The following is a 23,696-nucleotide window of genomic DNA, read 5'->3' as shown; positions in this document are numbered from 1 at the left end:
GACTGGAGAAGTCGTCAAGGCCTGGGGAGGAGCCCGTGCTCCACGCAGTAGTCCAGGTAGCGGTAGAACAGTTGGCGGTCGGCCACCGGGCAGGAGATGCCGCTGCCCTCCAGGGCCTGTGTCACCCGCTCGCTGCGGATGGGCCCCAGGCCGAAGACGGGCTCCGCCGAGCCCGAGCGCAGGTCGAAGAACGCCAGCGTGGTGCTGTTGTCCGCGTTGCCCGCGCGCTCGGCCACGCGCGCGCGCCACTCGGGAACCGGGAACAGCTCGACCTTGTAGCCGTAGTCACGGGCCCAGCCGAACAGCTCGATCAGCCGGACCTCCGGGACGGGCGTGAGGTTGAAGACCGTCCCCGGCCGTGGCACCAGCGAGAGCCGCACGAGCGCCCGGGCCACGTAGTCCACCGGCGTCCAGGACTCGCTCACGTCGAGCGTGGGGAGCGCCCCCGCGGGGATGCCCGCCAGCAGGATGCGCCAGACCAGATCCTGCGGATTGACGATGCCGCTGTCGGGCGCGCCAACGACCCGCCCGAGCCGGTAGACCGCCACCGGCAATCCGCGCTCGGCCGCCTGTTGGACCAGCCGCTCCGCCACCCATTTGCTCTGCTGATAGCCGTCGCGCAGACCGGGGTGCGCGGGCACGAACTCCTCGGGGACCTCGGGGCTGAGGTTCGCCTGCGGGGCCACCGCCAGCGTGGAGACGTAGTGGAAGGGCTTGGGGCGCACGGCGGCGGCCAGCCGCAGCAGCTCGCGAGTCCCCCGCACGTTGACCGCCTGAAGGCTGCCGTACTCGCGCACGACGCTGACCACCGCGGCGTTGTGGTAGACGGCGTCGCACTCGGCCGCCAGCCCGTGGAACCGCGTGGAGCCCAGCCCCAGCATCGGCTGCGACAGATCCGCCGGCAGTGCCAGCACCCGCTCGGCGAGGCCGGTGGTCGGGAGCCACTGGGACACCAGGGCCTCGCGAATCCGCTCCATCGCATGTGCCTCATCGTTGGCACGCACCGGGCAGACCACCCGCGCATCCGTCTGGCGCAGCAACTGGTCGAGCAGGTGCGCGCCGACGAAGCCGGTGGCACCGGTCAGCAGGACCTGCCGGAGCGGAGCCTGCTGCGCCTGGCTCGAAGACCGAAGCTCCCGGGGAACGAGCTCCTCGGACAACTCGGCATCCGCGAGCATGGCGGCGGTGAGACCCCCGCTTTCCGGCCCGGCATCCGTGCCCCGCTCCAACACCTGCGCCAACCCGGCGGCGGTCGGATGACGGAACACGGTGGCGACGGGAACCTCGCGGCCCAGGGCCACGCTGAGCCGGTTGGCCACCTGGATGCTCTGGAGCGACTGCCCGCCAAGGTCGAAGAAGTCGTCCTGCGCGGACATGCCGCTCATGCCCAGGACCTCCTCCCAGACGCGCAGCACCACGCGCTCGAGCTCCGTGGCCGCGTTGGCCGCCGAGGCGGATTCCTCGGTGGGCAGCATGCGGCGCAGCGCGGACCGATCGATCTTGTTCGTGCTGGTCCGGGGCAGGCGCTCGGAGAACACGAAGGCACCGGGCACCATGGGCGCGGGCAGCTCCGCCAGCAGATACCGGCGCAGCTCCGTCGCCGAGGGAGCGGGCGCAGCCGCCACGATGTGCGCGCACAGCCGCTTCGTGCCTCCTGGCAGACTCTGTCCGACCACGGCGGCTTCACGCACGCCGGGGTGGCCCAGCAGCACGGTCTCGACCTCGGCCGGGTCGATCCGGTGGCCGCTGATCTTGAACTCGTCATCGACGCGGCCGACGAACACCAGCTGCCCATCCTCGCGCACGCGGACCCTGTCACCGGTGCGGTAGGCGCGCGGCCGGCCGGGCAGCGCGTCGAGCAGTGTGAAGCGCGCAGCGTCCAGCTCCGGGCGTCCCAGATAGCCACGCGCCAGACCGCCGCCCACCAGGAACAGCTCGCCCTCGGTGCCCGGAGCGGCGAGCTGCCCGTGTTTATCGACGAGAGCCGCGCGGACACCCGGGAGCGGACGGCCGATCGGGACCTCCTCACCGGCGGGCACGGTCTCGGAGCCACCGCTGAGCGTGGCGACGGTGGCCACCACGGTGGCCTCGGTGGGGCCGTAGGTATTGAGCAGCGTCACCTCGGGTCCGACGGCGGCGCGCCAACGCGCGACCCGCTCGGGCAACGCGGCCTCGCCGCCGATGATCACCGTGCGGATGCAGGAGGGCAGACGGGCCGCCCCAGTCGAGACCGCATAGGCCAGCTCGTGCCAGAACGCCGTGGGCAGATCCAACACGGTGATGCCGTACTCAGCACAGGCCTCGAGCAGCCGCGGCACCGACTGGAGCATCTCATCGGTGCGCAGCACCAGCTTCGCGCCAGCGCACAGGGTCAGGAAGATCTCCTCGACACTGGCATCGAAGTGCAGCGGCGCGAACTGCAACACCCGGTCCTCACGGCTCATCCCGTAGCGCTGCGTCGCCCCCACCACGAAGTGGGCCAGCGCGCCCCGGGTGATCTGCACACCATTGGGCTGGCCGGTCGAGCCGGAGGTGTAGATGACATACGCCAGCTGCTCTTCCGTCGTCTGCGCGGGGGTAGGCGTATGGGGCAAGCCCGACGCGCTCCGCTCATTCCTTCGCACGACCGGCCGGCCCGGGGCCGCCGGATCGGCGCTGATGATCAACGAGGGAGCGGCATCCTCGAGGATCGCCGCGGTCCTGGACGAGGGCCCGAGAGGATCGAGCGGCAGGTAACCCGCCCCGGAGAACAGCACCCCCAGGCTCGCCACGATCGCATCGATTCCCCTTGGCAGCATCACCGCCACGGGGGTGTCGGGCCGCACGCCCGCGTCGACGAGCTGGTCCGCCATCACGCGAGCGGACTGGAGCAGCTCGCGGTAGCTCAGCCGCTGCTGGCCGTGCTCCACCGCGATCGCGTCCGGTTGCTCGCGGGCCCGCTCGGAGATCAGCTCCAGCACCGGGCGCGCTGGCGAGGGAAGCGGCCCTCCGTCGAGTACGGACGAGTGGCCCTCCCCTGCCCCCGAACGGCTCACCACCTGGTCGGGCGCACCGGCCAGCGATTCCAGGAGCTGGAGGAAATCGCGCTGGTGGGCGTCCAGCTGCTCGGCGCGATAGCAGGCAGGGTTTGCGTCGAAGTCGACCCGCACTCCGCCGCCATCGGACCTGACATACAGACCGATCGAGAGATCCTCGACCGGCCCGGCGGAGATGTTGTGCGCGATGGCCGGCATCCCCGCGAAGCGCAGGGCGTAGTCGAACGGCATGATGTTGACCACCGGGCCGAACAGCCGGCGCTGACCACCGACCAGCCGCAGGTCGCGACGGAGCTGCTCGTAGCGGTAGCGCAGATGAGGCCGCATGACTCGCAACTCCGAGGCGACCTCACGGGCCAGATCGAACCACCCGATGCCCGGGCGTACGGGCACGCGCAGCGGCACGATGTTCATCGCCATGCACGGCACACGCAGCGCGGCCGAGCCGAGCCGCGACATCACCGGCAGGCCGAGCACCACCTCCGGAGCGCCGGTCAACCGGTGCAGCCAGGCCGCCGTGGCCGCGAGCACGAGGTCGGGCCAGCTCACTCCCGCCTGACGCGCGGCCGCCTGCAACCGCTCCACCTCGCCGGAGGGCAGGTAGCGCGTCTGGCGCACGAAGCTGCTCGACATGGGAGCGGGTGGCGCCAGGGTCACCGGGGTGGGCCGATCGGCCAGGCGCTCCACCCAGAAGGCGCGGTCGAGCTCATACTGTGGCCCGGCCCGGTAGGCCACGTCCTCGTCCAGCACGGCGCGCAGTGAACCAAAGCCGCCCGTGGCGGGCCGGCCGGTGACACGTGCCGTGTAGAGCTCCGCCACCCGCCGCGCCAGCAGCGAGAAGCCAAAGCCATCCATGGCGATGTGATGGATGCGCTGGTACCAGAAGAAACGATCGGGCGCGGCCTTGAACAGCGCCTCAGCGAAGAGCGGCCCGCGAGCGAGATCGACGGGCCGGGTCAGATCCTCGCGCATCCACGCCCGCGCGGCCTCCCAGGGCTCGGGAGTGCCGCTGACGTCGACCACCTGAAACGCCCAGTCCGGCGGAGGCCCGGGGATCTGCACGGGACCCTGCCCGTCCGACACGAAGCGCACGTTCAGCGCCTCTGCCTCTCCGACGGCCTGCCGCACCGCGGCCTCGAAGAGGCCTACGTCGACGGGTCCGCGTATCTCGAGGCACTCGCCCGCGTTGTACACCGGGCTCTCGACGTCGAACTGCTGGCCCAGCCAGATTCCGTGCTGGGCCGCCGACAGCGGCCAGCGGGCGTCCTGTGGATCGCGCATCACTCGGTACTCCTGAGGGGAAGACACACGGCGAGAGGGGTTGCCCCCCTCGCTGCGTCGACTACGAGGGGTGGTGGGAACGGCCCTGGGACGTCGCGCCCCGCGCACTCGAGGACAGCAGTGCGTACCAATCGGTCAGGGTCGGACGCTCGGCCAGCTCCACGAAGGAGATCTCCGCGCCGGTGCGCCGCCAACGCTCGACCAGGCTCATGATCCGGATCGAGTCGAGCCCCCTCTCGAGCAGGTTCTCGTCATCACCGATCTCCGAGGGCCCCTGCAGCAACAACTCCGCGACATCCTCACGCACCTGCTGGAGGCTCAGGGGCTGCTCGCCCTGGGCCACCGCGGGCCGCAGCTCGTCGATGACCCGCTGCGTGACGGTGGTGACGGCGCACAGCCGCGCCGCGTAGTTCAGCGCCATCTGGTGGTTTTCCAGGGAGAAATCGCCCAGCGCGTCGGCGACCAGGAACGCCTGCACGTCGTGCATGAACGCATGGCTGGCCGTCTGGAGGCAGCCGATGTGGGCGTAGATCCCGGTGATGATCAGCTGGTCTCGCCCGCGCTCACGCAGGAGCTCCAGCAGCTCGGTCTTGATGAACGCGCTGTAGCGCCACTTGGTGAGGAAGATGTCGTTCTCACCCGGAGCGAGTGCATCGACGATCTGTTTCTGCTGGGGGCCACCGTTGATGCCAGGCCCCCAGAGATCCAATTGCAGGCCGCGCTGCTCGGGCGTCTGACCACCGGGCTGGGCCGAGTACACCACCGGAATGCCCAGCGAGGCGCAGTGCTGCTTCAACCGCTGGATGTTCGCCAGCAGTTCCGTCACCGGCGACTGGCCGGGGGTGAAGGCATCCAGGAAGTAACGCTGCATGTCATGGATCAGCAGCACCGCGCGCTTGGGATCCGGCGTCCACGACACCTTGTTCTTGGGCAGGTCGGCCGCGCCGGGCATGGGATAGGGGGCGATGGCGGGGAGTGCCATGGGAGTGATTCCTTTCAACGCGAAGGTGTGGAAGCGGCGTTTCTTGAAGGGGAACGGGTGAGCGTCTCGCGCAGGGCCTTCTTGCTGACCTTGCCGACCCCGGTCTTCGGGAACGCGTCGACGAACTCGACCCGGTCCGGAATCTTGTAGGCCGCCAGTCCGCGCTCGCGCAGGAAGGCATTGAGCGCGGCCGCGGTCGGCGGTGCTTCACGCGGAATGACGAACGCGCAGGTGCGCTCACCGAGGAACGCATCCGGAATGGCGACCACCGCCGCGTCATGGACGGAGGGATGGGCCAGCAGGTGGTTCTCGACCTCTTCCGCCGCGACCTTGTCGCCGCCGCGGTTGATCTGATCCTTCGCGCGCCCCTCCACCACCAGGTAGCCCTCCGGCGTCACCCGGACCAGGTCACCCGTGTGGTAGAAGCCATCGGGCGTGAACGCCCGCGCGTTGTGCGCCTCGGCCTTGTAGTAGCCACGGATGGTGTAGGGACCGCGGGTCAGCAGCTGACCGGTCTCGCCCGGAGCGACCTCGTTCCCATCCTCGTCGACCACCCGGATCTCATCGTCGGGAGAGATCGGCCTGCCCTGCGTGGTGACGATGAGCTCCTCGGGGTCATCCAGCCGGGTGTAGTTGACCAGTCCCTCGGCCATGCCGAAGACCTGCTGAAGCGTGCAGCCGAGCGTGGGACGCACCCGCCGGGCGGCCTCGGCGCTGAACTTCGCCCCTCCGACCTGCAGCACGCGCAGGCTCGACAGGTCGTGCCTCCTGGCCTTGGCCGACTCCAGCCAGATCATCGCCAGCGGCGGCACCAACGCGGTGATCGTCACCCGCTCGCGTTCGATCAGCGGGAAGGCCTCGTCGGGGCTGGGGTGCAGCGCCAGCACGGCCGTGCCACCCGCGTAGAAGGTGCCGAGCACGCCCGGCGAACTCAGCGGGAAGTTGTGCGCGGCGGGCAGCGCGCACAGGTACACGCTCGACCCGTCCAGCTGGCAGATCTCCACGCTGCCACGCAGGCTATAGATGTAGTCGTCGTGGGTGCGCGGGATGAGCTTGGGAACGCCCGTGCTGCCGCCCGACAACTGGAAGAACGCCACGTCGCTGGCGCTCGGCCCCGGCGGCAGCTCGGCCGGCGAGGCGTACAGCCCGCTCAACGGGGTGAACGGGCCGGCCTCACCGGCGACGATCACATGCCGCAGGGTCGGCACCGCTCCACGGACCTGCTCGGCCAGCGTGCGGTAGTCGAAGCCGGAGTGCTTGTCCGGGATGATGTAGGCGACCGCCTCGGTGAACGAGCAGAAGTAGTTGATCTCCGCGCCACGGTGCGCGGGAAGCGCGAACACCGGCAGCGCGCCCAGCCGGAACAGCGCGAAGATGACCTCGAAGAACGCGCCGATGTTGGGCAGTTGCACCACCACCCGGTCCCTCGGCTTGATGCCCAGGGCGTGGAATCCGGCGGCCAGCTGGTCGGCTCGCGCGTCGAGCTCGCGGTAGGTCCAGCGCTGGGCCCCGGCCACGAGCGCGGTGCGCTCCCCGTGACTCCGGGCCCGCTCGCGCAGCATCTGGCCGAAGGTCTCGCCCCGCCAGTAGCCGGCGTTCCGATACCGCGTGGCGAACTCCTCGGGCCACGTGGGACAGCCCGGCAGCGGACCCCCCTCTCCCTGGGAGACAGGCGAGGTCATGGCTGCACCTCGGCACCGTGCACCTCGGCGCCCTGCCCCAGCCCCATGGCCTGGAGCATGGTCCGGAACTTCGCCTCGGTCTCGGCCAGCTCGGACTCGGGCTTCGAGCCCGCCACGATCCCCGCCCCCGCGAACAGCCGCAGCGTGCGCTCATCGGCCTCGGCGCAGCGGATGGTCACGGCCCACTGGCCGTCTCCGTTCGCGTCGCACCAGCCCACCGTGCCCGTGTAGAAGCCACGATCAAATGGCTCGATCGTGTCGATCGCCTTGTGGGCCAGCTCGGTCGGGTAGCCACACACCGCCGGCGTGGGATGCAGCGCGAGGGCCAGCATCAGCGACGAGATCGACGGATCCGCCAGCTCGCCGGTGATCCGGCTCGACAGGTGCCACATGGTGGCGGTGTTGACGAGCGATGGCCCGGAGGGCACCTCCAGCCGCTTGCAGAATGGACGCATGGCCTCCGCGACCGCGTCGATCACCACGGCGTGCTCGTGGAGATCCTTGGGCGACGCCAGCAGCGCGGCCGCCCGGGCCTGATCCTCGATCGGGTCGGCGCTGCGCGGCGCGGAGCCCGCCAGCGGGTTGGCGAGCACCTGCATCCCCGAGCGAGAGACCAGCAGCTCGGGGCTGGCGCCGATCAGCGTGCGCCGGCCCGCTCCGGGCGCGGTCGCCTGCGGAGGCAGATCCACCGCGAAGGTGTAGCCCGTGGGGTTGCGCTGGGCCAGGTTGCGCAGCAGCTGCCGCATGTCGATCGGCGTGGCGGTGCTGAGGTGCAGCGAACGGGACAGCACCACCTTGCGCAGCGGGCCGCTCCGCATCAGCTCCAGCGCCCGCGTCACGCCATCGAGATAGGCCGCGGGCTCGGGCACCGGCTGGACCGTGTAGCGCGCCGCCGGGGCGCGGGGCATGGAAACGGCCGGATCGAACATCAGCGGTCCCGCCCGCTGAAGGGTCATCGGCACCACCAGCTGGGCCGGAACCGAGCCATCGAAAGGCACCGCGCCGACCGCCACCGGGATGTCGTGCGCGGCCTCCCGTGCGTCGTTGAGCACCGCCGCCACGCGCTCGGGCAGGCGCTCCAACGAGTTCGTGCCCCCGGCGTGCGGCACGGTGGCGAACGTGCCTCGCGCCAACAACGTGCGCCTGGGCGAAGCGAAGAAGAAGGACGAGCCGGCCTCGTAGCTCTCGAGCAACTGCGTGGCCAGCGTCTGCGGCACCGTGGGACTCTCGGTCATTCCAGTCACCTTCCCGTGTCGGGACTCAGGACCACTCTTCCCGCACGACTGACATTGAAATTGCAAACTATTCTCAACTTCGAGACAGCAGAAATGGCTACACGCCCAGGGTCGCACCACCGTCGACACACAGGTCGTGCATGGTGATGTGGCGGGCCCGGTCGGAGACCAGGAAGGACACCGCCTCGGCGATATCGTTGGGGGTGGCGATGCGGCGCAGCGGGATGCCCACGCGGAAGGTCTCGGGCGAGCCGGAGATCATCGCCTGAGCGCCGTTCTCGTCGGTCCAGAGCGAGCGCTGCATGGCCGTGTCGGTCGAGCCGGGAGACACCACGTTGCAGCGGATGTTGTACTGGGCCAGCTCCAATCCCAGACATTTGGTGAACATGGTGGAGGCGGCCTTGGAGGCGGCGTAGGCGGCCATCTGCATCCGCGGCACCCCGGCGGCGTTCGAGCCGACGGTGACGATCACTCCCGACCGGCGAGGCACCATGCGCCTGGCGACCGCGCGGGAGACGTTGAACACCCCATGGGTGTTGACCGCGAAGGTGGTGGCCCAGTCCTCATCGCTGAGCGACACGACCGGGCCGATCCGCAGCACACCCGCCACGTTGACCAGGATGTCGATGGGCCCCAGCTCGCGCTCGACCCGCTCCACCACCCGCTCGACCGCGGCACCGTCGCTCACGTCGGCCGGAAAGGCGGCGGCGCGCAACCCGCGCTCGCGCAGCTCCGCGGCCACCGCGGCCAGGCCCTCCTCTCGGGTGTCGAGCAACGCGACCGATGCGCCCTCGGCCAGCATCCGCGCTACCGCCGCACCGATGCCCTGCGCCGCACCTGTCACCAGGGCAACTCTGCTGGTCGCTCCCATCCGCTCTCGCTCCCTTCGCTCGGCCCCGGACCGCTGGACCGGGCGACTTCCGGATAATGAGAATGGTTCTCATTATCAATATTCAGGCAGACAGGTGCCATATCGCGCCCCGCCCGTCAAGCGCCGTGCGCACAGGTAGTGAAGTGAGAAGGTGACTCCGGAGGTCGGTGTCGCTACTGGACTTGCGTGGGGCGCAGCCCCGTCCAACCGAATGTCAGCAAGCCGCTCCAGTCGCCCCAGACGCGAGCCCTGTCCGGACCGAAGCCCCGGCGCACGGAGGTGCCCAATTCGAACCCGCCGAGTCGCAGACGCGCACCCACCCCAGCCGCGAAAGCCACCGGTCCAACAACACGGGGCGTGGCGTCGACCAGCCCATCGAGCTCGGCCACGAGCCCCAGCCGGGGAGTGGGAAGGAACCACGCCTGATACGCACTGTCCCAGCTGGCCTGGGCCTGACCCGGCCGGAGGGCATAGCCCTGGCTGGTGGAGAAAGCCCACCGTCCCCTGCGCAGCCCCGCGAGCAGCGCCGGGCGCAACCGCAGCCCCTGGACGTCCGCGCCGAAGCCGGAACCCGCGAAGGTGCCATCGAAGGACAGCAGCACGCGGAAGGCCGGAGAGTCCGTCAGCCGCACCCGCCCCGACAACGAGACGGACAGTGCCGTCGCGGGCAGCTCGCCCGCCTCACCGCCACCGCGAAGCAACGCACCGGGACGCAGCGCCACCGCCGTGCCCAGGGCGACCCGCTCGGACACGCGGCCCTCCACGGCGAGCGTGGTGCGGCCGCGCGCGAGGTCCACACCCGCCGAGCCCAGTCCGGGTTGCACGCGCAGCTCGCCGAGCCAGGCCTGCGGCAGGAAGGCCGTGGGCAGCGGGGCGGCCTCCACTCCTCCACCCGAGGGAGCGCCCAGCATCGGTTGGAGCGCCACTTCCTCCTCGGCGGCCTCCACGGCGGGCTCGGGCTCCACGGCCACCACGGGAGTCGGGGCCCGCTGCTCCACCGGCGCCAGGGCACTGACCCGCTGGACGGACGTGTCACCCCAGAGCGCCTCCAGGGCGGCCACGCGCTCACCGCCGCGCATGCCCGGCACCGCCCGCGTCATCAGCGCGCCATCCGGCAGGCGCTGCAGCGACGCCTCCACCTGCGTGCCGTGCTGCCCGAGCAGCTTCAACTGCGGGAAGGGCCCATCCAGCGGTCTGCCGCGCTCGTCGAGCACCAGCACCTTCACCCGGAACGCACCGGCCACGGGCTCCAGGTCCACCTCCACCCGGGGCGGAGACACCGTGATCGTCAGCTTCTCCGGGCGCGCGTCGGGCACACCACGAGGCAGCAGCTCCAGCGTGTGCGCGCCCACGCCCTCCACCCGCACCGGGTGCGTCGTGGGAGCGCCATCGAGGAGGAAGTCCAGCGACTCGGCGCCCTCGACTGAGAAGTCCACCCGGAGCGCGCCCTGGATGCCCTGGGGCGTGACCGAGCCCCGCTCCGTCTTCACGCGCAGCACCTCCACCTGCCGCACGGCGGACGCCTTGCCCAACAGGCCCACCGCGTCCATGGCGCGTACGCGCGCGAAGTACCTGCCGGGCCCCAGCGCTCGGGCCATGGACTTCAAGCCCTCCCCCGCCGCCTGCACCGTCTCCCCGTGCACCCGGTCGTTGAAGCGCTCGTCACGCGCGAGCTCCACCCGGTACGACGCCGCCTCCTTCACGGGGGCCCACGCCAGCTCCTCGTCCACGCCCTTGTCGTCCAGCAGCAGCCGCACCGAGCGCGTGCCGCTCGCCCACGACGGGGCCTCGGGCAGGGGGCGCGGCTTCTCGGGAAGCTGGCCCTTCGCCACCCGCGTCCCATGGTCCTTCGGGACCTGGACGCTCTGCCCCTTCGCCGAGACCTCGGCCTGGCCGTCGAAGACGGACACGCGGCTCATCTGCTGCGCGTCCACGCCGACGTGGAGGTCCTTCGAGCGCGCGGCCACCATGGCCGCCGGCATCTGCACGCCCACGGGCTCGCCGCGCAGCTCCGCCAGTGAGACGTTCAGCTCGCCTTGCAGCAGCTCCACCGCGCCGGACTTCTTCACCTTGTCCGCCGCCTGGGTGGCCTTGCCGTAGATGACGACGAGCGCGTTCTCGTTCATCTGCAGCCGCGTCAGGTCGCGGAAGGTGACCTCGGCACCGGCCTCGCGCAGCGTGTTGACGGAGTCCAGCCGCCACAGTCCCTGGCCGGTGTTCGCCTCGCGCCACTCCACCTTCCCCGCCCGTTTGGCGTTGACCTCGGGCTTGATGAAGGTGAGGCGTGCGTCCGGGTCGCCCTTGATGCGCAGCACCGAGCCTGGCTTCAGCTCGTGCGGCGGCGGTCCCATCTTGTTGAGCGCGTGCAGCTTCGCCGAGCCGACCGTCACGTCACCGAACACCTTGCGCGCCACGCTGCCGCACGTGTCTCCGGGCTGCACCACGTACACGTCGTCGTCCGGGGTCTGCTGGGCCCATGAGACGGCCGGCAGGCACAGCACCAGGGCGAGCGCGGCGGAGAGAGCGCTAACGCTTGGACTTCTGAGCACGTGACACCTTCCGGGTCAGATCGAGGGAATCCAACGGCAGGGGGACGAAGTCGAAGAGCCCGCCTTCGAGGGCGCCCGTCACCAGCTCCCAGTCATCCGCGGGGCCGCACAGCAACACGGGTGGAGCACCGGGGCGGGAGGCCAGGGACCTCGCTCGCACGAGCGACTCCCGCCCGTCCGCGACGAAGAGCAGCGCGCCGAGCTCTCCCAGGGGCTCCTCCGTGGAGACGACCCGCGCCTGGAAGCCGCACGCCAAGAGCGACATCACCAGCGTGTTCTCCGTGCTCCCCTCTCGCGAGGCCACCACCCCCACGGGCAGCCCGCCAGCCACCGGTTTCGGCACGGGCACCTCGTGCCGTGCGGGCCCGACTCCCCGCTCCGTCTTCTTGCCCTCGCCCCGCTTCTTCGGCGCGGCCGGCCCCAACGGCTCTTCGAGCACGGCCAGCAGTTCCTGGCGCATGGCCGCCGCGTCCGCCGGTCGCAGCTCGGGCAGCTTCTCCAGCGCCTTCATCACCGTGGCCTCCAGCCGCTCGGGGATGGAGATGCCTGGCCGTGTCCCACGGAGGGATGGCACCGGCTTGTAGAGGTGCGCGACGGCCGTCTCCGCCGACACCATCACCGGGAAGGGAGGTACCCCGGTGAGCAGCTCGTAGAGCACGCACCCCACCGAGTACAGGTCGCTGCGGCCATCCAGCGGCAGCCCGCGCATCTGCTCCGGGGACATGAAGCCCGGCGTTCCCACGGCCATGCCCTCCTGGGTGAGCCGCACATTCAGCTCCCCGCCGAGCGCGGCCAGCCCGAAGTCGAGCACCTTCACGCGCTCGCGGCCGTCGTGGCGCTCGAGGAAGAGGTTCGCGGGCTTGAGGTCGCGGTGGATGATGCCGAGCACGTGCGCGGCCTCCAACACCTCCAACACCTGCACGGTCAGGTCCACCGCGCGCAGCACCGGCAGCGAGCCCTCCCGCCGAAGCAGGGACTCCACGGTCTCGCCGGACACCAGCTCCATGGCGAGATAGAGGAAGCCGGAGTCGAGCCCGTAGTCGTACACCTCCACAGAGCCCGGGTGGCGCAGCCGGGCCAGGACCTGGGCTTCCCGCTGGAAGCGCTCGGAGAAACCGGGGGCGCTGGCGATATGCGGGTGCATCACCTTGAGGGCCACGTGGCGGCCCAGGCCGAGCTGCTCCGCCACGTAGACGGCGCCCATGCCTCCCTGGCCGAGCACGCGCAGGACACGGAAGCGTCCGCCGACGAGCTGCCCCACCTGGAGCATCAGACCGGCACCTCGTAGATGCGGGTGGCGGCGGTGCGGCCATGCAGCTTGCGCTCGCCGGCGGGCACCAGGTCGACGGCCGCCCCGCCGATGCGCTCGCGCGTGGACTCGCTGACGAGGATCTGCCCCGGCTGGGCCATGGACTCGAGCCTCGCCGCCACGTTCACCGTGTCACCGATGACGGTGTACTCCATGCGCTTCTCGCTGCCGACGTTGCCCGCCACCGCCGGGCCCGTGTGCACGCCGATGGCGAGTTGGATCTCGATGCCCCACCGCTCGCGCCAGCGGCGGTTGCCCACGTCGAGCCAGCGGCGCAGGTCCTCGGCCGCCTGCACCGCGCGCAGCGCGTCGTCCTCATGCGCCTGGGGCGTGCCCCAGACCGCCATGATGCAGTCACCGATGAACTTGTCGATGATGCCCCCGCGCCGCTGGATGATCTCCGTGGCGAAGGTGAACAGCTCGTTGAGCAGCGCGACGATGATCTCCGGAGGCTGGGACTCGGACAGCCGGGTGAAGCCCACCACGTCCGCGAAGAAGATGGTCACTTCGCGGCGCTCGCCGCCGAGCCTCAGCTTGTCGGGGTTGGACACCACCAGGTCCACCACGTCCGGAGACAGGTAGCGGCTGAGGGCCGCGCGCACCTGCGTCTGGATGATGACCTCGCGCTCCTTGGACTCCAGCGTCAGGGCCATGCTGTCGAAGGCGCGGCCCAGGGTGCCCAGCTCGTCCCCGCGCCGGGTGACGTGCTCTCCCACGCCGCGGAAGGCGCGCTCGGCGAGGGCCCGCGTCGCCGCCACCAGGTCCCGCAGGGGCCGGGTGAGCTGCCGGGCCCCGAGAAGGCCAACTCCCAGCGCCACCAGCGCGGCCACCGCGAGCGCGGCGAGGATGGACCGGCGCATCTCCGACAGGGAGGCATAGGCCACGGCCTGGGGTTGCTGCACCACCACCGCCCAGCCGCGCTCGGAGAGGGACTCCAGCGAGCCGATCATCTCCTGGCCGCCCAGGTGGAAGTCCGAGATGGCGGCCATGTCCGTGCCGAAGGACGAGTCCCCGCTCAGTGCCGCGAAGAGGCCGTGCTGGGAGAAGTCCTCTCGGGTGGCCACCCGGGACGGGTCCGCGTGCAACACGAGCCGCCGCTCCCGGTCCACGACGAACACGTTCTCGCGCGAGCCGAGGAACTTCTCGCCGAGCTCGCCCATCAGCGCGCACAGCTCGCCGAGCTTCACCTGGGTGCCGAGAATGGCGCGCACGGTGCCCTCGCGCGTGATGGGGAAGAACACCTCGAGCACCGGCCCGCCCTGCGCGCCGACGCGCACGCCCTGAATCACCAGGTGCCCGCCGGACGAGCCGAGGGCCGCGAGCAGCCCGGGCTCCAGCCGGGAGGGAAGCTTCGGGTCCGGCACCTCGTCCGCCTTCACGGTCTTCACGCTCTGCCCGCCCGGGGCGTACAGCGAGACGAAGTCGATGTTGGACAGGGCGGCCACCCGGGCACCGACGAGCGAGTACCGCGTGGCGTCGTCCCCCATCCCGGGCGCGAAGAGGATCATCCCGAGGCCCTCGAGCTCCTGCTCGACACGCACCAGCTCGCCCCGCACGGAGCGCTGCACGTCCCCGACGATGGAGCGGTGCAGGTGGCGCACGCCCTCCTGGATGGCACCCGCGTTGGTGTCCATCATCTTCAGCCCCAGCCCCACCAGCGGTGGCAGCGCGCAGACGAGGATGAGGAGGAACAGGCGCGTGAAGAGCGAGACGCCTCGGGGAGTCACCGGGCCACTCCGCTCCGTGCTGCGAGTCTCCACTCCGGGGACAGGGGTCTCAGCCATCGCGTGTCTGGGGGTGCCGCGGGTCTCGAGGGCACGTCGTCAAGGGCCCCGGTCTATCACTCTCCGTAGGGGTGGAGCGAGTCATCGGGCTCCAACGGCCCCGCCCGGTCTCTCTCCAGGGGAACACCGCGGGAGCGAGCGGCCGGACCCGCCGGCACGGTAGACTCGCCGCCCCCTTCCCTTCTGGAGGAGTTGCGAAGATGCGCCTCAACAAGCCCGCTTCCGCCCGCTGGTTCGCGGCGGCCCTGCTGCCGCTGCTGGCGGCCTGTGGACCCACCGATCCTGGCGAGGCCCTGCGTGCCCTCGGCGAGTACCAGGACGGCCTCATCACCTTCTACAACGAGGCGGACGGCACGGGTAACTGCAGCTTCATGGCCAGCCCGCAGGACCTGGACGTGGCGGCGATGAACATCGGCCAGTACCAGGACAGCGCGGTGTGCGGCGCGTGCGTGCAGATCGACGGCCCGAAGGGCAGCCTGCGCGTGCGCATCGTGGACTCCTGCCCCGACTGCTCCACCAAGGGCCACCTGGATCTCAGCCCGTCGGCCTTCGCGAAGCTCGCCGAACCCATCCAGGGCCGCGTGAACGTGAAGTGGCGCATGGTGACCTGCGACGTGCAGGGCCCCATCCGCTACCGCTTCAAGGACGGCAGCTCGCAGTGGTGGACCGGCATCCAGGTGCTCAACCACCGGCTGCCCGTGACGAAGCTGGAGTACTGGAAGAACAACGCCTGGGTGGCGGTGAAGCGCGAGAGCTACAACTACTTCGTCGATCCCAACGGAATGGGTGCCGGCGCCATCAAGGTCCGGGTGACGGCCTCGGACGGGCAGACGCTGGAGGACACCCTGCCCGCGGCGGATCCCAACAACACCTCGGTCATCGACGGGGCCGCCCAGTTCAAGGCGGGCTGAAAAGAGAACGCGTACGGCCTAGAGTGGGGGGCGTGACGGACACGCCCGACACCCTCCTCGACGGCACCCATGCCGTGCTCACGCCCGAGTACGTGGAGTTCCGCTTCACGCTCGCGGGCATCTATTCGCGCTTCCTGGCGTGGCTGCTGGACGCGCTCATCGTCGTCTTCGGCACGGGCGTGTTCATGACCGTCCTCAGCCTGGTGATGGTGGCCTTCCCAGGCTTCGGCAGCGCGCTGGGCATCGTCGTCTACTTCCTGGTGGACTGGGGCTACGGCATCGCCCTGGAGACTGCCTGGAGCGGCCAGACGGTGGGCAAGCGGGCGCTGGGCCTGCGCGTCATCCAGCAGAGCGGGGTGCGCATCGGCTTCTACCACGCGGCGCTGCGCAACCTGGCGCGGCCGGTGGATCGTCTCCCCCTCCTCTATCTGGTGGGCGGGCTGACGGCGCTGCTATCCGGCTCGCAGCAGCGGCTGGGGGACATGCTCGCCGGCACCATCGTGGTGCGCGAGCGCCGCCTCAAGGCGCCCTCCGCCCTCGGCGCCACGGGCGAGGAGGGGCTGCTGGCGGATCCGCTCTTCGTCTCGCGGGTGAAGCGGCTGAGCGCCGAGGCCCGGGAGCTGGTGCTCTCCGCGGCCCTGCGGCGCGAGGAGCTGCGGATGGAGGCCCGGCTGCGCCTCTTCTCCGCGCTGGGCACCCGGCTGCAGGAGCTGCTGGCCATGGAGAAGCCGGCCCACCTCTCGGACGAGAAGTGGACGCTGCTGGTGGCCGCGGCGCTGCTGCCCGCCCCCGGCGCTCGGGCCGGGGGCCAGGTACGTGGGGCGGCCTAGAAGTAGACGGAGGTGCCCGCGGACAGGATGAGCGACGTCTGCACCCGCTCCGACAGCGACAAGTAGGCGTTGAACTGCGCCCGCGCCCCGAGGCTGATGGAGTCCGACACGAAGAACTCGACGCCCGCGTTGGGCCCGATGCCGACGAAGTTCGACTCCCCCTGGTCCTTGAAGACGTGCAGGTAGCTCAGGTCCGCTCCCACGTAGGGCCGGATGGACTCCTCGATGAAGAGGTAGCGGATGCCCAGCGACGGGGCCAGACCGAGCACCCGCTTGCCGCTGATGGGATCCTCCGGGAAGGCCAGCTTCGTCAGCGAGACGACCTCGAAGCCGCTCTCGATGTAGAGGCTGGCGTCGAAGCCGAGGAAGACGGTGCTGTTGAGGCTGGCCGTGCCGTTGAAGTTCATGTAGCCCGCGGACAGACCGAGGCTGCGGTTGGCGAACTGGGCGTGGGCGGGGGCGGCCACGAAGAGGGCCACCGCGATGCCGAGGGCAGAGAGGTACGAGCGCATGACCCCGACTCTAGCGCCGGAAAGCGGCGGCCAAACCAGCGAAACCGCGAGGATTCTTCCCTCACGGGGGGCGTTGATCCAGGGGGGGGGCCTCTCCTACACTCCCGCCCGTCATGCCTTCCTTCCGCTCCGCTCTCGCCCTTCCCCTGCTCCTGGCCTCGGCTTCCGGCTGTATCACCACGCCGCCTCCCAACGAACGGGCCCTGGTCAACACCGAGCTGTGTACCCAGCAAATCAACGCTGGAGACCTCAAACAGGCGGAGGTGTATTGCGACCTGGCCCTGGAGTTCGCCCCACAGTTCGCGGACATCTGGGTGAACAAAGGCCTCATCGCCATGTACTCCGGTAACAATGCCAAGGCCAAGGAGCACTTCATCAAGGCCATCCGCTTCAACCAGGAGCACGCCGCCGCCTACATGAACCTGGGCGTCATCTACCTGAATGAGGGCGCGTACGGAAAGGCGCACGACAACCTCAGGCGAGCCCTGAAGGTGAACCCGGACTACATCGAGGCCCGCAAGAACCTGGGCCTCACCTACATCAACCTCAACAAGCTGCCCGAGGCGGAGAAGGAGTTCCTCACCCTGCTGGTGATCAACCCCAACGTCGCCGAGTTCCACCACGACCTGGGCATCGTCCGCTACCGCCAGGACAGGAAGGAAGAGGCGGTGGAGGAGATGCAGAAGGCGGTGCAGCTCGCCCCCAACCAGAACCCGGACTGGTGGAACGACCTGGGCGCGGTGCTCAATGAGCTCAGCCGCTTCGAGGAGGCCAAGATGGCCTTCAGCAGCTGCGTGGCCCTCAACCCCAAGCACCCGCAGTGCATCGACAACCTGAGCATCTCCCAGCGCAAGGCGGCCCTCACGGACTCGGCCCTCAAGGAGTACCGCGACACGCAGAAGGCGCAGAACGACCCCGCCGCCCTCTTCCAGCTGGCGCAGCAGTACAAGCAGAAGGGCCTGCTGTCCGAGGAGGAGCGCGCCTACAAGGACTGCGTGAAGCTGGACGGCAAGTTCGCCCCCTGCCACTACGGCCTCTTCCAGCTCTACTCGGACGGCCACAAGCGCGAGGCGGCCGAGGTGGCCTGCAAGAACTTCATCAAGTACGGCTCGGTGGAGGATTTCCCCGCGGAGATGGAGACGTGCGAGAAGTTCATCAGCGCGCAGTCCTACTAGTCCCTCCCCTCCTTCCCCGTCCCCGAATCCCGCCATCGCGATGAGCGTCAGGCTTACGGTCAAGCAGAGCAGTGAAGCCGGTGGAAAGACCACCGAGTTCGTCCTGGACGACGCCATCATCACCCTGGGCCGCGACAAGGGCTGTCAGGTGGTGCTGGCGCAGCAGGCCGTCTCGCGCAACCACGCGCGCATCACCCAGGAGGGCAACCTCTTCTTCCTGGAGGACCTGGGCAGCGCCTATGGCACCCAGGTGAACGGCAAGCCCCTGCCCAAGGGCGAGAAGCGGCTGCTGCGCAACGGTGACGTCATCGCCATCGCCCAGTTCGACGTGCGCTTCGACAAGGTGGCGGACCTGCCGCACGACGTGGAGTCGCAAAAGACGTCCTTCGTCGCCCGCAACATGGTGAAGGACGTGATGCGGGGCCTGTCCGGCGGCGAGGAGCGCTACCTCCGGGTGATGAACGGCCCGCGCGAGGGCGAGCGCCTGGAGATCAACGACGCCCAGGAGTTCGTCATCGGCCGGGACGACTCGGCGGACATCATCTTCCGGGACGATCTCATCTCCCGCCGGCACGTGAAGGTGCGGCGCGACTGGTCCGGCACGCACGTGGAGGACCTGGGCAGCCGCAACGGCATCAAGGTCAACCGCAAGCGGACGAACCGCAAGACGCTCCGGGACGGTGACGAGGTGGAGGTAGGTGGCGTCCGGCTCGTCTACGTGTGCCCGTCCGAGGCGCCCGAGGAGCAGTCCGAGCCCCTCTCCGCGAACCTGGGCGCGACGGCGTTGTCGGACGACGAGGGCAGCTCGACGCAGTCACTGCCGGCCGCGCGCGAGCGCACGCCGCCCAAGCGCGGCTCCGACAAGGCCGCGGACGAGGCCAGGGCCCAGGAGGCGCAGGCCGCGGCCAAGGCCGCCGCGGAGCCGGAGCCCGCCGAGGAGCCGGAGCCTCCGGCCCGGGAAGAGCCCGCAGAGGAGGAGCCGCCGGTCCAGGCCGCGCCCGAGCTTCCGGTCAATGCCAAGGAGGAGCCGGTCGACAGGCCCTCTCCCGTGAAGGATCCCAAGCGCCTCATTCCTCTGGTGGTGCTGGGCGTCATCGGCCTGATGGCCCTGAGCCTGCTGATCGCCCTGTTCGTGGGCATCTGAGCTGCTCCAAGAAACCAAGAAGCCGAGGCCCGCCCTCTCGCTCTCCGAGCGGAGAGGCACAACGCGGTACGAAAGCGCCGCGTTGTGGGCTTTGTCCGATCGCCAGATTGATTCCGGCCGGGGCACATGAGCAGAGTTGAGCCTCACGTTCTCCGTCTGTGGAGGCCGAGGAGCGAACGACGATGCTCAAGGGACACAAATGGAAGGTGTTGTTGCTGGCGAGCCAGTTGATGGGCTGCCTGTGCTGTGTTGGAGGGGGAGGCGACGACTTTGGCGATCCGAGCGTGCGCACCCCGCTACCGGTCGAGCTGACCACGGGTGAGTGGAGGGATCCCACCCAGATCAGCCGGCGCACGACCGTCCTCGACATCTACAACGTGGATGCCGAGGAGTGGTTCTCGGTCGACGAGTCGGATCGGCGGGCGGGTATCGGCTACCGCTTCTATCCGGATGGCCGCTACATCCGGGCCAGCTACGTCACCGTCAAGAATGGCGGGTGCGTCAGCCGGGTCTGGAACTACCAGCAGGGAGGCGTGGCGCTGTCGGGCTCGGCGGAGACCGGCTCGGTGCTGACCTTCCACCCCGCCGTCCACCGGCAGAAGTACGAGGGCGGATGCAATCACGCCTCCGACATGGACCAGGACGGACCGCTGGATCAACAGGTCTACAACGTGGGCATCCAGGCCGAGGGCGACGAGACGTTCCTCTACCTTCAGAACAGCAGCGAAAACCGGAAGTTCGTCAACCAGCAGTGAGGCAGGTGCTCCCGGGGTGGATGAGCAGCGGATACCGTCTGCTCATCCACCCGGGTGAAGCCCCCTCTACCGGATGGAGATGCGGGCCACGGGCTGGATGTTGAGGTCCGGGGACAGCTCCTGGAAGCTGACGACGGAGAACGGCGGGTTGAACTCGTACTCCAGCAGCTTGCGCACGTAGCGCCGGATGTCCATGGCGGTGAGGATGACGGGCCGCTGCGCGCTGGGCGGCAGGTGGCCGCACTCGGACTTGACCGCCTGGACGATCTCCTGGGCGATGTCCGGCTCCAGGGCCAGGTGCGTTCCCGACGAGGTGCGCTTGATGGAGCCCCGGATGGCCTCCTCGATCTGCGGATCCAACAGGTAGACCACCAGGGTGCCGGTGCCGCGCGCGTACTTGTGGGACACGTAGCGGCGCTGGCTGGAGCGCACATGCTCCGTGAGCATCACGTTGTCGGCCTCGACCTGGCCGAACTCGGCCAGCGCCTGGAGGATGCCGCGCAGGTCACGGATGGAGATCTCCTCCTCCACCAGACGGCCGAGGATGTCCGTGAGCTTGAGCACGGAGACGACCTTGGGGACGACCTCCTTGACGATGGCGGGGAAGGCCTTCTCCAGCTGGTCGAGCATCGACTGCGTCTCCTGGACGCCGACGAACTCGCGCGCCTGGCGGCGCAGCACGGCCGCCAGGTGGAGGATGATGTAGCCGGGCACGTCCCAGGTGGTGAGACCGGCCGCCTCGAGCATCTCCTTGTGCTGCTCGGGCACCCAGGCCGCGGGCTGGCGCGTGGCGGGGTTGATGGACTCGTACCCCTGGATGTTCATCAACTTCAGGCGCTCGACCGTGTCGTTGACCAGCACGTTGCCGATCTGCACCTGGCCCGTCACCAAGGGCACCTCGTTGATCTGGATCTGGTACGAGCCGGGAGGCAGGTTCGGATTGCCGCGAGCGCGCACGCCGGGGAAGCGGACACCCAGCTCCACGAAGAGGCCGTCGCGCATGAAGGGGATGAGCTCGAAGAGGAACTTGCCGTTGTCCTGGCGCGAGTCCACGAAGGGCACCAGGGAGTCGGAGACCTCGAGCACGATGGGCGTGACGACGGGGATGAAGAGCTCGGAGTCCGGGTTGATGGCCTCCTTGGGCTGGGGCTCGGTGGCCGCCGGCGTCTCGCCATCGGGCGTCTCGCCGTTGGCGATGGCTTCCTCGCCCGCCGCGAGCTTCTTCTCCTTCTCCAGCATCTTCCAGGCGCCGAAGCCCGCCAGGCCGCCGAGGATGAAGAAGGGAATCTTGGGCAGCCCGGGGATGAGACCCAGCCCGAAGAGCATGGCCGCGGCGATGGCGATGGCCTTCGGGTAGGCCGTCAACTGCGCGCCGATGTCCTTGCCAAGGTGGTTGCCCTCCTCGTCGCCGCCCACGCGCGTCACGATGATACCGGCGCAGGTGGAGATGAGGATGGCGGGGATCATGCCGACCAGACCGTCACCGATGGTGAGCAGCACGTACTTCTCCGCCGCGCTGCCCACGTCCATGCCCTTCTGCATCACGCCGATGATGAGGCCGCCGACGATGTTGATGACGGTGATGATGATGCTGGCGATGGCGTCACCCTTGACGAACTTCATCGCACCGTCCATGGCGCCGAAGAGTTGGCTCTCGCGCTCCAGGTCGCGGCGCTTGCGCTTGCCCTCCTCCTGGTCGATGGAGCCGGCGCGCATGTCCGCGTCGATGGACATCTGCTTGCCGGGCATGGCGTCCAGGGTGAAGCGCGCGGCCACTTCGGCCACACGCTCGGAGCCCTTCGAGATGACGATGAAGTTGACGATGACGAGGATGACGAAGATGACGAGGCCGACGACGAAGTTGCCCTGCACCACGAAGTGACCGAAGGCCTCGACCACCTCACCCGGATCACCCGTGAGCAGGATGAGGCGCGTGGTGGAGATGGTCAGCGCCAACCGATACATCGTGGTGATGAGCAGGAGCGTCGGAAACACCGACAGCCGCAGCGCCTGGGGGACGTACAGCGAGATGAGCAGCAGCACCACCGAGATGCTGATGTTCAAGGTCAGCAGCACGTCCAGCAGCAGCGTGGGCAGCGGGACGATCATCATTCCGATGATCGCCACCACCACGCAGGCCAGGACGATGTCGGAATATTTGGAGAGGAAGCTATTGCTCTGGGTTGGCATCGGCGGGGCTCATCCTAGCCCGCGTGTCGCTCCAAACCCAAGAGCCTCGGGCCGAGGTGCCACGGGCCCGGCGCGGTGTCACGAGCCATGAACGCGAACGCCCCGGAGGATGCCTGGAAGGCACCAACCGGGGCGGCGCGTGACCACGAACGGAAGCGCGACTACTTCTTGTTCGTGTCGGTGTTGGCGCCCTTCTGGGCGGCCTCGATGGTCTCGAGCGCGGCGGCGGCAAGCAGCCGAGCACGCATCGTGAGGGGATCCTTGTTCTCGGGATCCAGCTCCACCGCCTTGGCGAAGTCCTGAGCCGCCTCGACGATGTTGCCCAGGCGCAGGTGCACCTCACCGCGGTTCACCAGCGCGGCGGAGTCCTTGCCGTTCAGCGCCAGCGCGTGGGTGAAGAGTTGGAGGGCCGTCTGCAGATCCTCCTCGGCCAGATAGATGGCACCGAGCGCCGTGCGGTAATAGGCCTCCGCCGGATCCAGCTCGCACAGACCATCGAAAACGACCTTGGCATCCTTGTAACGGCCCTGCTCGTACAGCCGGAAGCCCTGCATGGCCATCTCGAGCATCTCGGGACCGGTGAGCCCCACGATCTGACCGACACTCGCCTCGCCGTTGAGCACCTTTTCCTTCTCGCTCTGCGGCAAGTTCTTGATGAAGTCCGGGCTGGTCTTCTTGGTCGCGCTGCGGAGAAGATCCAAGTTGGCCTTGTTGTCTGCCATTGTCTCTGGTCCTTAGAAAAAGGAAGGCGGATGCCCACCTGGAAGCAGGCACCCGCCGGTTGTATCACGGTTCCGAAGAACCGCGAAAGAGCCGCACCCCGGGAAACGCTAGCCGCGGGTGTTCTGGATGATGGTCTTGCTCATGTCGTGCAGCGTCTGGAGCAGGTTGGACATCAGCTGGCTGATGCGCGCGGTGCGCTGGATGGCCGCCTGCATCGCCATCTCCTTCTTCTGCTCGTCCGGGACCTGATCGTACATCGCCGCGGCCTCATCGCCCATGTTCTGGCGGATGTACTCGCGCGGGTTGCTCTTCAGCAGGTTGCCGGCCGCACCACCCACCGCCTGGCCCACGCCGGTGCTGGCCGCACCGCCCGTGCCCGTCGCGCCACCCGTGGCCGCCGTGCCGGTCGAGCCACCCGTGGCGCCCGTCGGAACGATGCCGGTGTTCCCGTTGGGAGCGCCCGGAGCGCCGATGTTGGCCTGGGACGGGGAGGGCAGACCGAGGGCCTTGGCAACCTGGTCCAGCAGGCTCTTCTTGGCGCCGTCAAAGCCGGACTTGAAGAAGTCGCCCAGCACGCTCTTGAGGGCGTCCTTGATGCCGTTGAGGGCGTTGCCGCCGAGGAGCTTACCGATGCCGCCGAGGTTGATGTTGGGAAGCTTGAAACCACCGATGCTCAGGCTCATGACGTTCTCCTTCGTGCCGGCGGCGTGAGTGCCGCCCGGCCTACA

17 protein-coding genes are annotated in these 23,696 nt (G+C 69.3%); 5 read left to right on the top strand and 12 right to left on the bottom strand.

Translation table 11 applies throughout. The features are described 5' to 3' along the window. Positions 1–14: 14 nt before the first annotated feature. The 8 genes from mxcG to NR810_RS52645 all read right to left on the bottom strand — a co-directional run bounded on the left by mxcG (position 15) and on the right by NR810_RS52645 (position 14,671). On the bottom strand, positions 15–4,316 hold the full coding sequence (mxcG, locus tag NR810_RS33945; RefSeq protein ID WP_257458612.1) for a myxochelin non-ribosomal peptide synthetase MxcG: 4,302 nt from the start codon (positions 4,314–4,316) through the stop codon (positions 15–17). A 61-nt stretch (positions 4,317–4,377) separates the two neighbouring features. Then, a complete protein-coding gene (locus tag NR810_RS33940; RefSeq protein WP_257458611.1) occupies positions 4,378–5,298 on the bottom strand; it encodes an isochorismatase family protein in 921 nt (306 codons plus the stop codon). A 14-nt stretch (positions 5,299–5,312) separates the two neighbouring features. Beyond that, entirely contained in the window at positions 5,313–6,980 is a 1,668-nt protein-coding gene (locus NR810_RS33935; RefSeq protein ID WP_257458610.1) for a (2,3-dihydroxybenzoyl)adenylate synthase, read from the bottom strand. Continuing rightward, positions 6,977–8,215 (bottom strand): isochorismate synthase DhbC, encoded by a 1,239-nt coding sequence (gene dhbC, locus NR810_RS33930; RefSeq protein WP_257458609.1) that lies wholly within the window; start codon positions 8,213–8,215, stop codon positions 6,977–6,979. Before dhbC ends, NR810_RS33935 begins: the two co-directional genes overlap by 4 nt. A 97-nt stretch (positions 8,216–8,312) precedes the next feature. Next, entirely contained in the window at positions 8,313–9,086 is a 774-nt protein-coding gene (locus tag NR810_RS33925; RefSeq protein ID WP_257458608.1) for a 2,3-dihydro-2,3-dihydroxybenzoate dehydrogenase, read from the bottom strand. Between the two features lie 173 nt (positions 9,087–9,259). Further along, positions 9,260–11,635 (bottom strand): FecR domain-containing protein, encoded by a 2,376-nt coding sequence (locus tag NR810_RS33920; RefSeq protein WP_257458607.1) that lies wholly within the window; start codon positions 11,633–11,635, stop codon positions 9,260–9,262. After that, the gene (locus NR810_RS33915; RefSeq protein WP_257458606.1) at positions 11,613–12,905 is read right to left on the bottom strand and encodes a serine/threonine-protein kinase; all 1,293 of its coding nucleotides are present in this window, start codon (positions 12,903–12,905) and stop codon (positions 11,613–11,615) included. Before NR810_RS33915 ends, NR810_RS33920 begins: the two co-directional genes overlap by 23 nt. Continuing rightward, the gene (locus NR810_RS52645) at positions 12,905–14,671 is read right to left on the bottom strand and encodes an adenylate/guanylate cyclase domain-containing protein (RefSeq protein ID WP_257458605.1); all 1,767 of its coding nucleotides are present in this window, start codon (positions 14,669–14,671) and stop codon (positions 12,905–12,907) included. The genes NR810_RS33915 and NR810_RS52645 overlap by 1 nt, the downstream gene beginning before the upstream one ends. 257 nt (positions 14,672–14,928) lie before the next feature. Between NR810_RS52645 and NR810_RS33905 the strand changes: the two genes are divergently transcribed. Together NR810_RS33905 and NR810_RS33900 are read left to right on the top strand one after the other, a co-directional pair. Continuing rightward, complete coding sequence (locus tag NR810_RS33905) at positions 14,929–15,639, top strand: expansin EXLX1 family cellulose-binding protein (protein WP_257458604.1); 711 nt, start codon at positions 14,929–14,931, stop codon at positions 15,637–15,639. 32 nt (positions 15,640–15,671) lie between these two features. Then, positions 15,672–16,469 carry an RDD family protein gene (locus NR810_RS33900; RefSeq protein WP_257458603.1) on the top strand — a complete coding sequence of 266 codons (798 nt, stop codon included), beginning with the start codon at positions 15,672–15,674 and terminating at the stop codon, positions 16,467–16,469. Here NR810_RS33900 and NR810_RS33895 read toward each other — a convergent pair. Continuing rightward, on the bottom strand, positions 16,466–16,981 hold the full coding sequence (locus tag NR810_RS33895; RefSeq protein WP_257458602.1) for an outer membrane beta-barrel protein: 516 nt from the start codon (positions 16,979–16,981) through the stop codon (positions 16,466–16,468). The genes NR810_RS33900 and NR810_RS33895 overlap by 4 nt on opposite strands. Positions 16,982–17,094: 113 nt before the next feature. Here NR810_RS33895 and NR810_RS33890 point away from each other — a divergent pair, with 113 nt between their 5' ends. The 3 genes from NR810_RS33890 to NR810_RS33880 all read left to right on the top strand — a co-directional run bounded on the left by NR810_RS33890 (position 17,095) and on the right by NR810_RS33880 (position 20,055). Beyond that, entirely contained in the window at positions 17,095–18,156 is a 1,062-nt protein-coding gene (locus NR810_RS33890) for a tetratricopeptide repeat protein (protein WP_257458601.1), read from the top strand. A 40-nt stretch (positions 18,157–18,196) separates the two neighbouring features. Then, positions 18,197–19,300, top strand: coding sequence for an FHA domain-containing protein (locus tag NR810_RS33885; RefSeq protein ID WP_257458600.1), 1,104 nt, complete (start codon positions 18,197–18,199; stop codon positions 19,298–19,300). 182 nt (positions 19,301–19,482) lie between these two features. Beyond that, on the top strand, positions 19,483–20,055 hold the full coding sequence (locus tag NR810_RS33880) for a hypothetical protein (protein ID WP_257458599.1): 573 nt from the start codon (positions 19,483–19,485) through the stop codon (positions 20,053–20,055). Positions 20,056–20,121: 66 nt separating this feature from the next. On the opposite strand, the gene sctV is transcribed toward NR810_RS33880, so the two are convergent. The 3 genes from sctV to NR810_RS33865 all read right to left on the bottom strand — a co-directional run bounded on the left by sctV (position 20,122) and on the right by NR810_RS33865 (position 23,651). Beyond that, complete coding sequence (gene sctV / locus NR810_RS33875) at positions 20,122–22,245, bottom strand: type III secretion system export apparatus subunit SctV (protein WP_257458598.1); 2,124 nt, start codon at positions 22,243–22,245, stop codon at positions 20,122–20,124. 161 nt (positions 22,246–22,406) lie between these two features. Further along, complete coding sequence (locus NR810_RS33870; protein WP_306818751.1) at positions 22,407–22,967, bottom strand: tetratricopeptide repeat protein; 561 nt, start codon at positions 22,965–22,967, stop codon at positions 22,407–22,409. Between the two features lie 108 nt (positions 22,968–23,075). Further along, a complete protein-coding gene (locus tag NR810_RS33865; protein ID WP_257458597.1) occupies positions 23,076–23,651 on the bottom strand; it encodes a hypothetical protein in 576 nt (191 codons plus the stop codon). Positions 23,652–23,696 lie beyond the last annotated feature (45 nt).

Origin of the sequence: Archangium lipolyticum (assembly GCF_024623785.1) — a bacterium.
GTDB lineage: Bacteria > Myxococcota > Myxococcia > Myxococcales > Myxococcaceae > Archangium > Archangium lipolyticum.
This window is presented reverse-complemented; position numbering and strand designations above follow the sequence as displayed.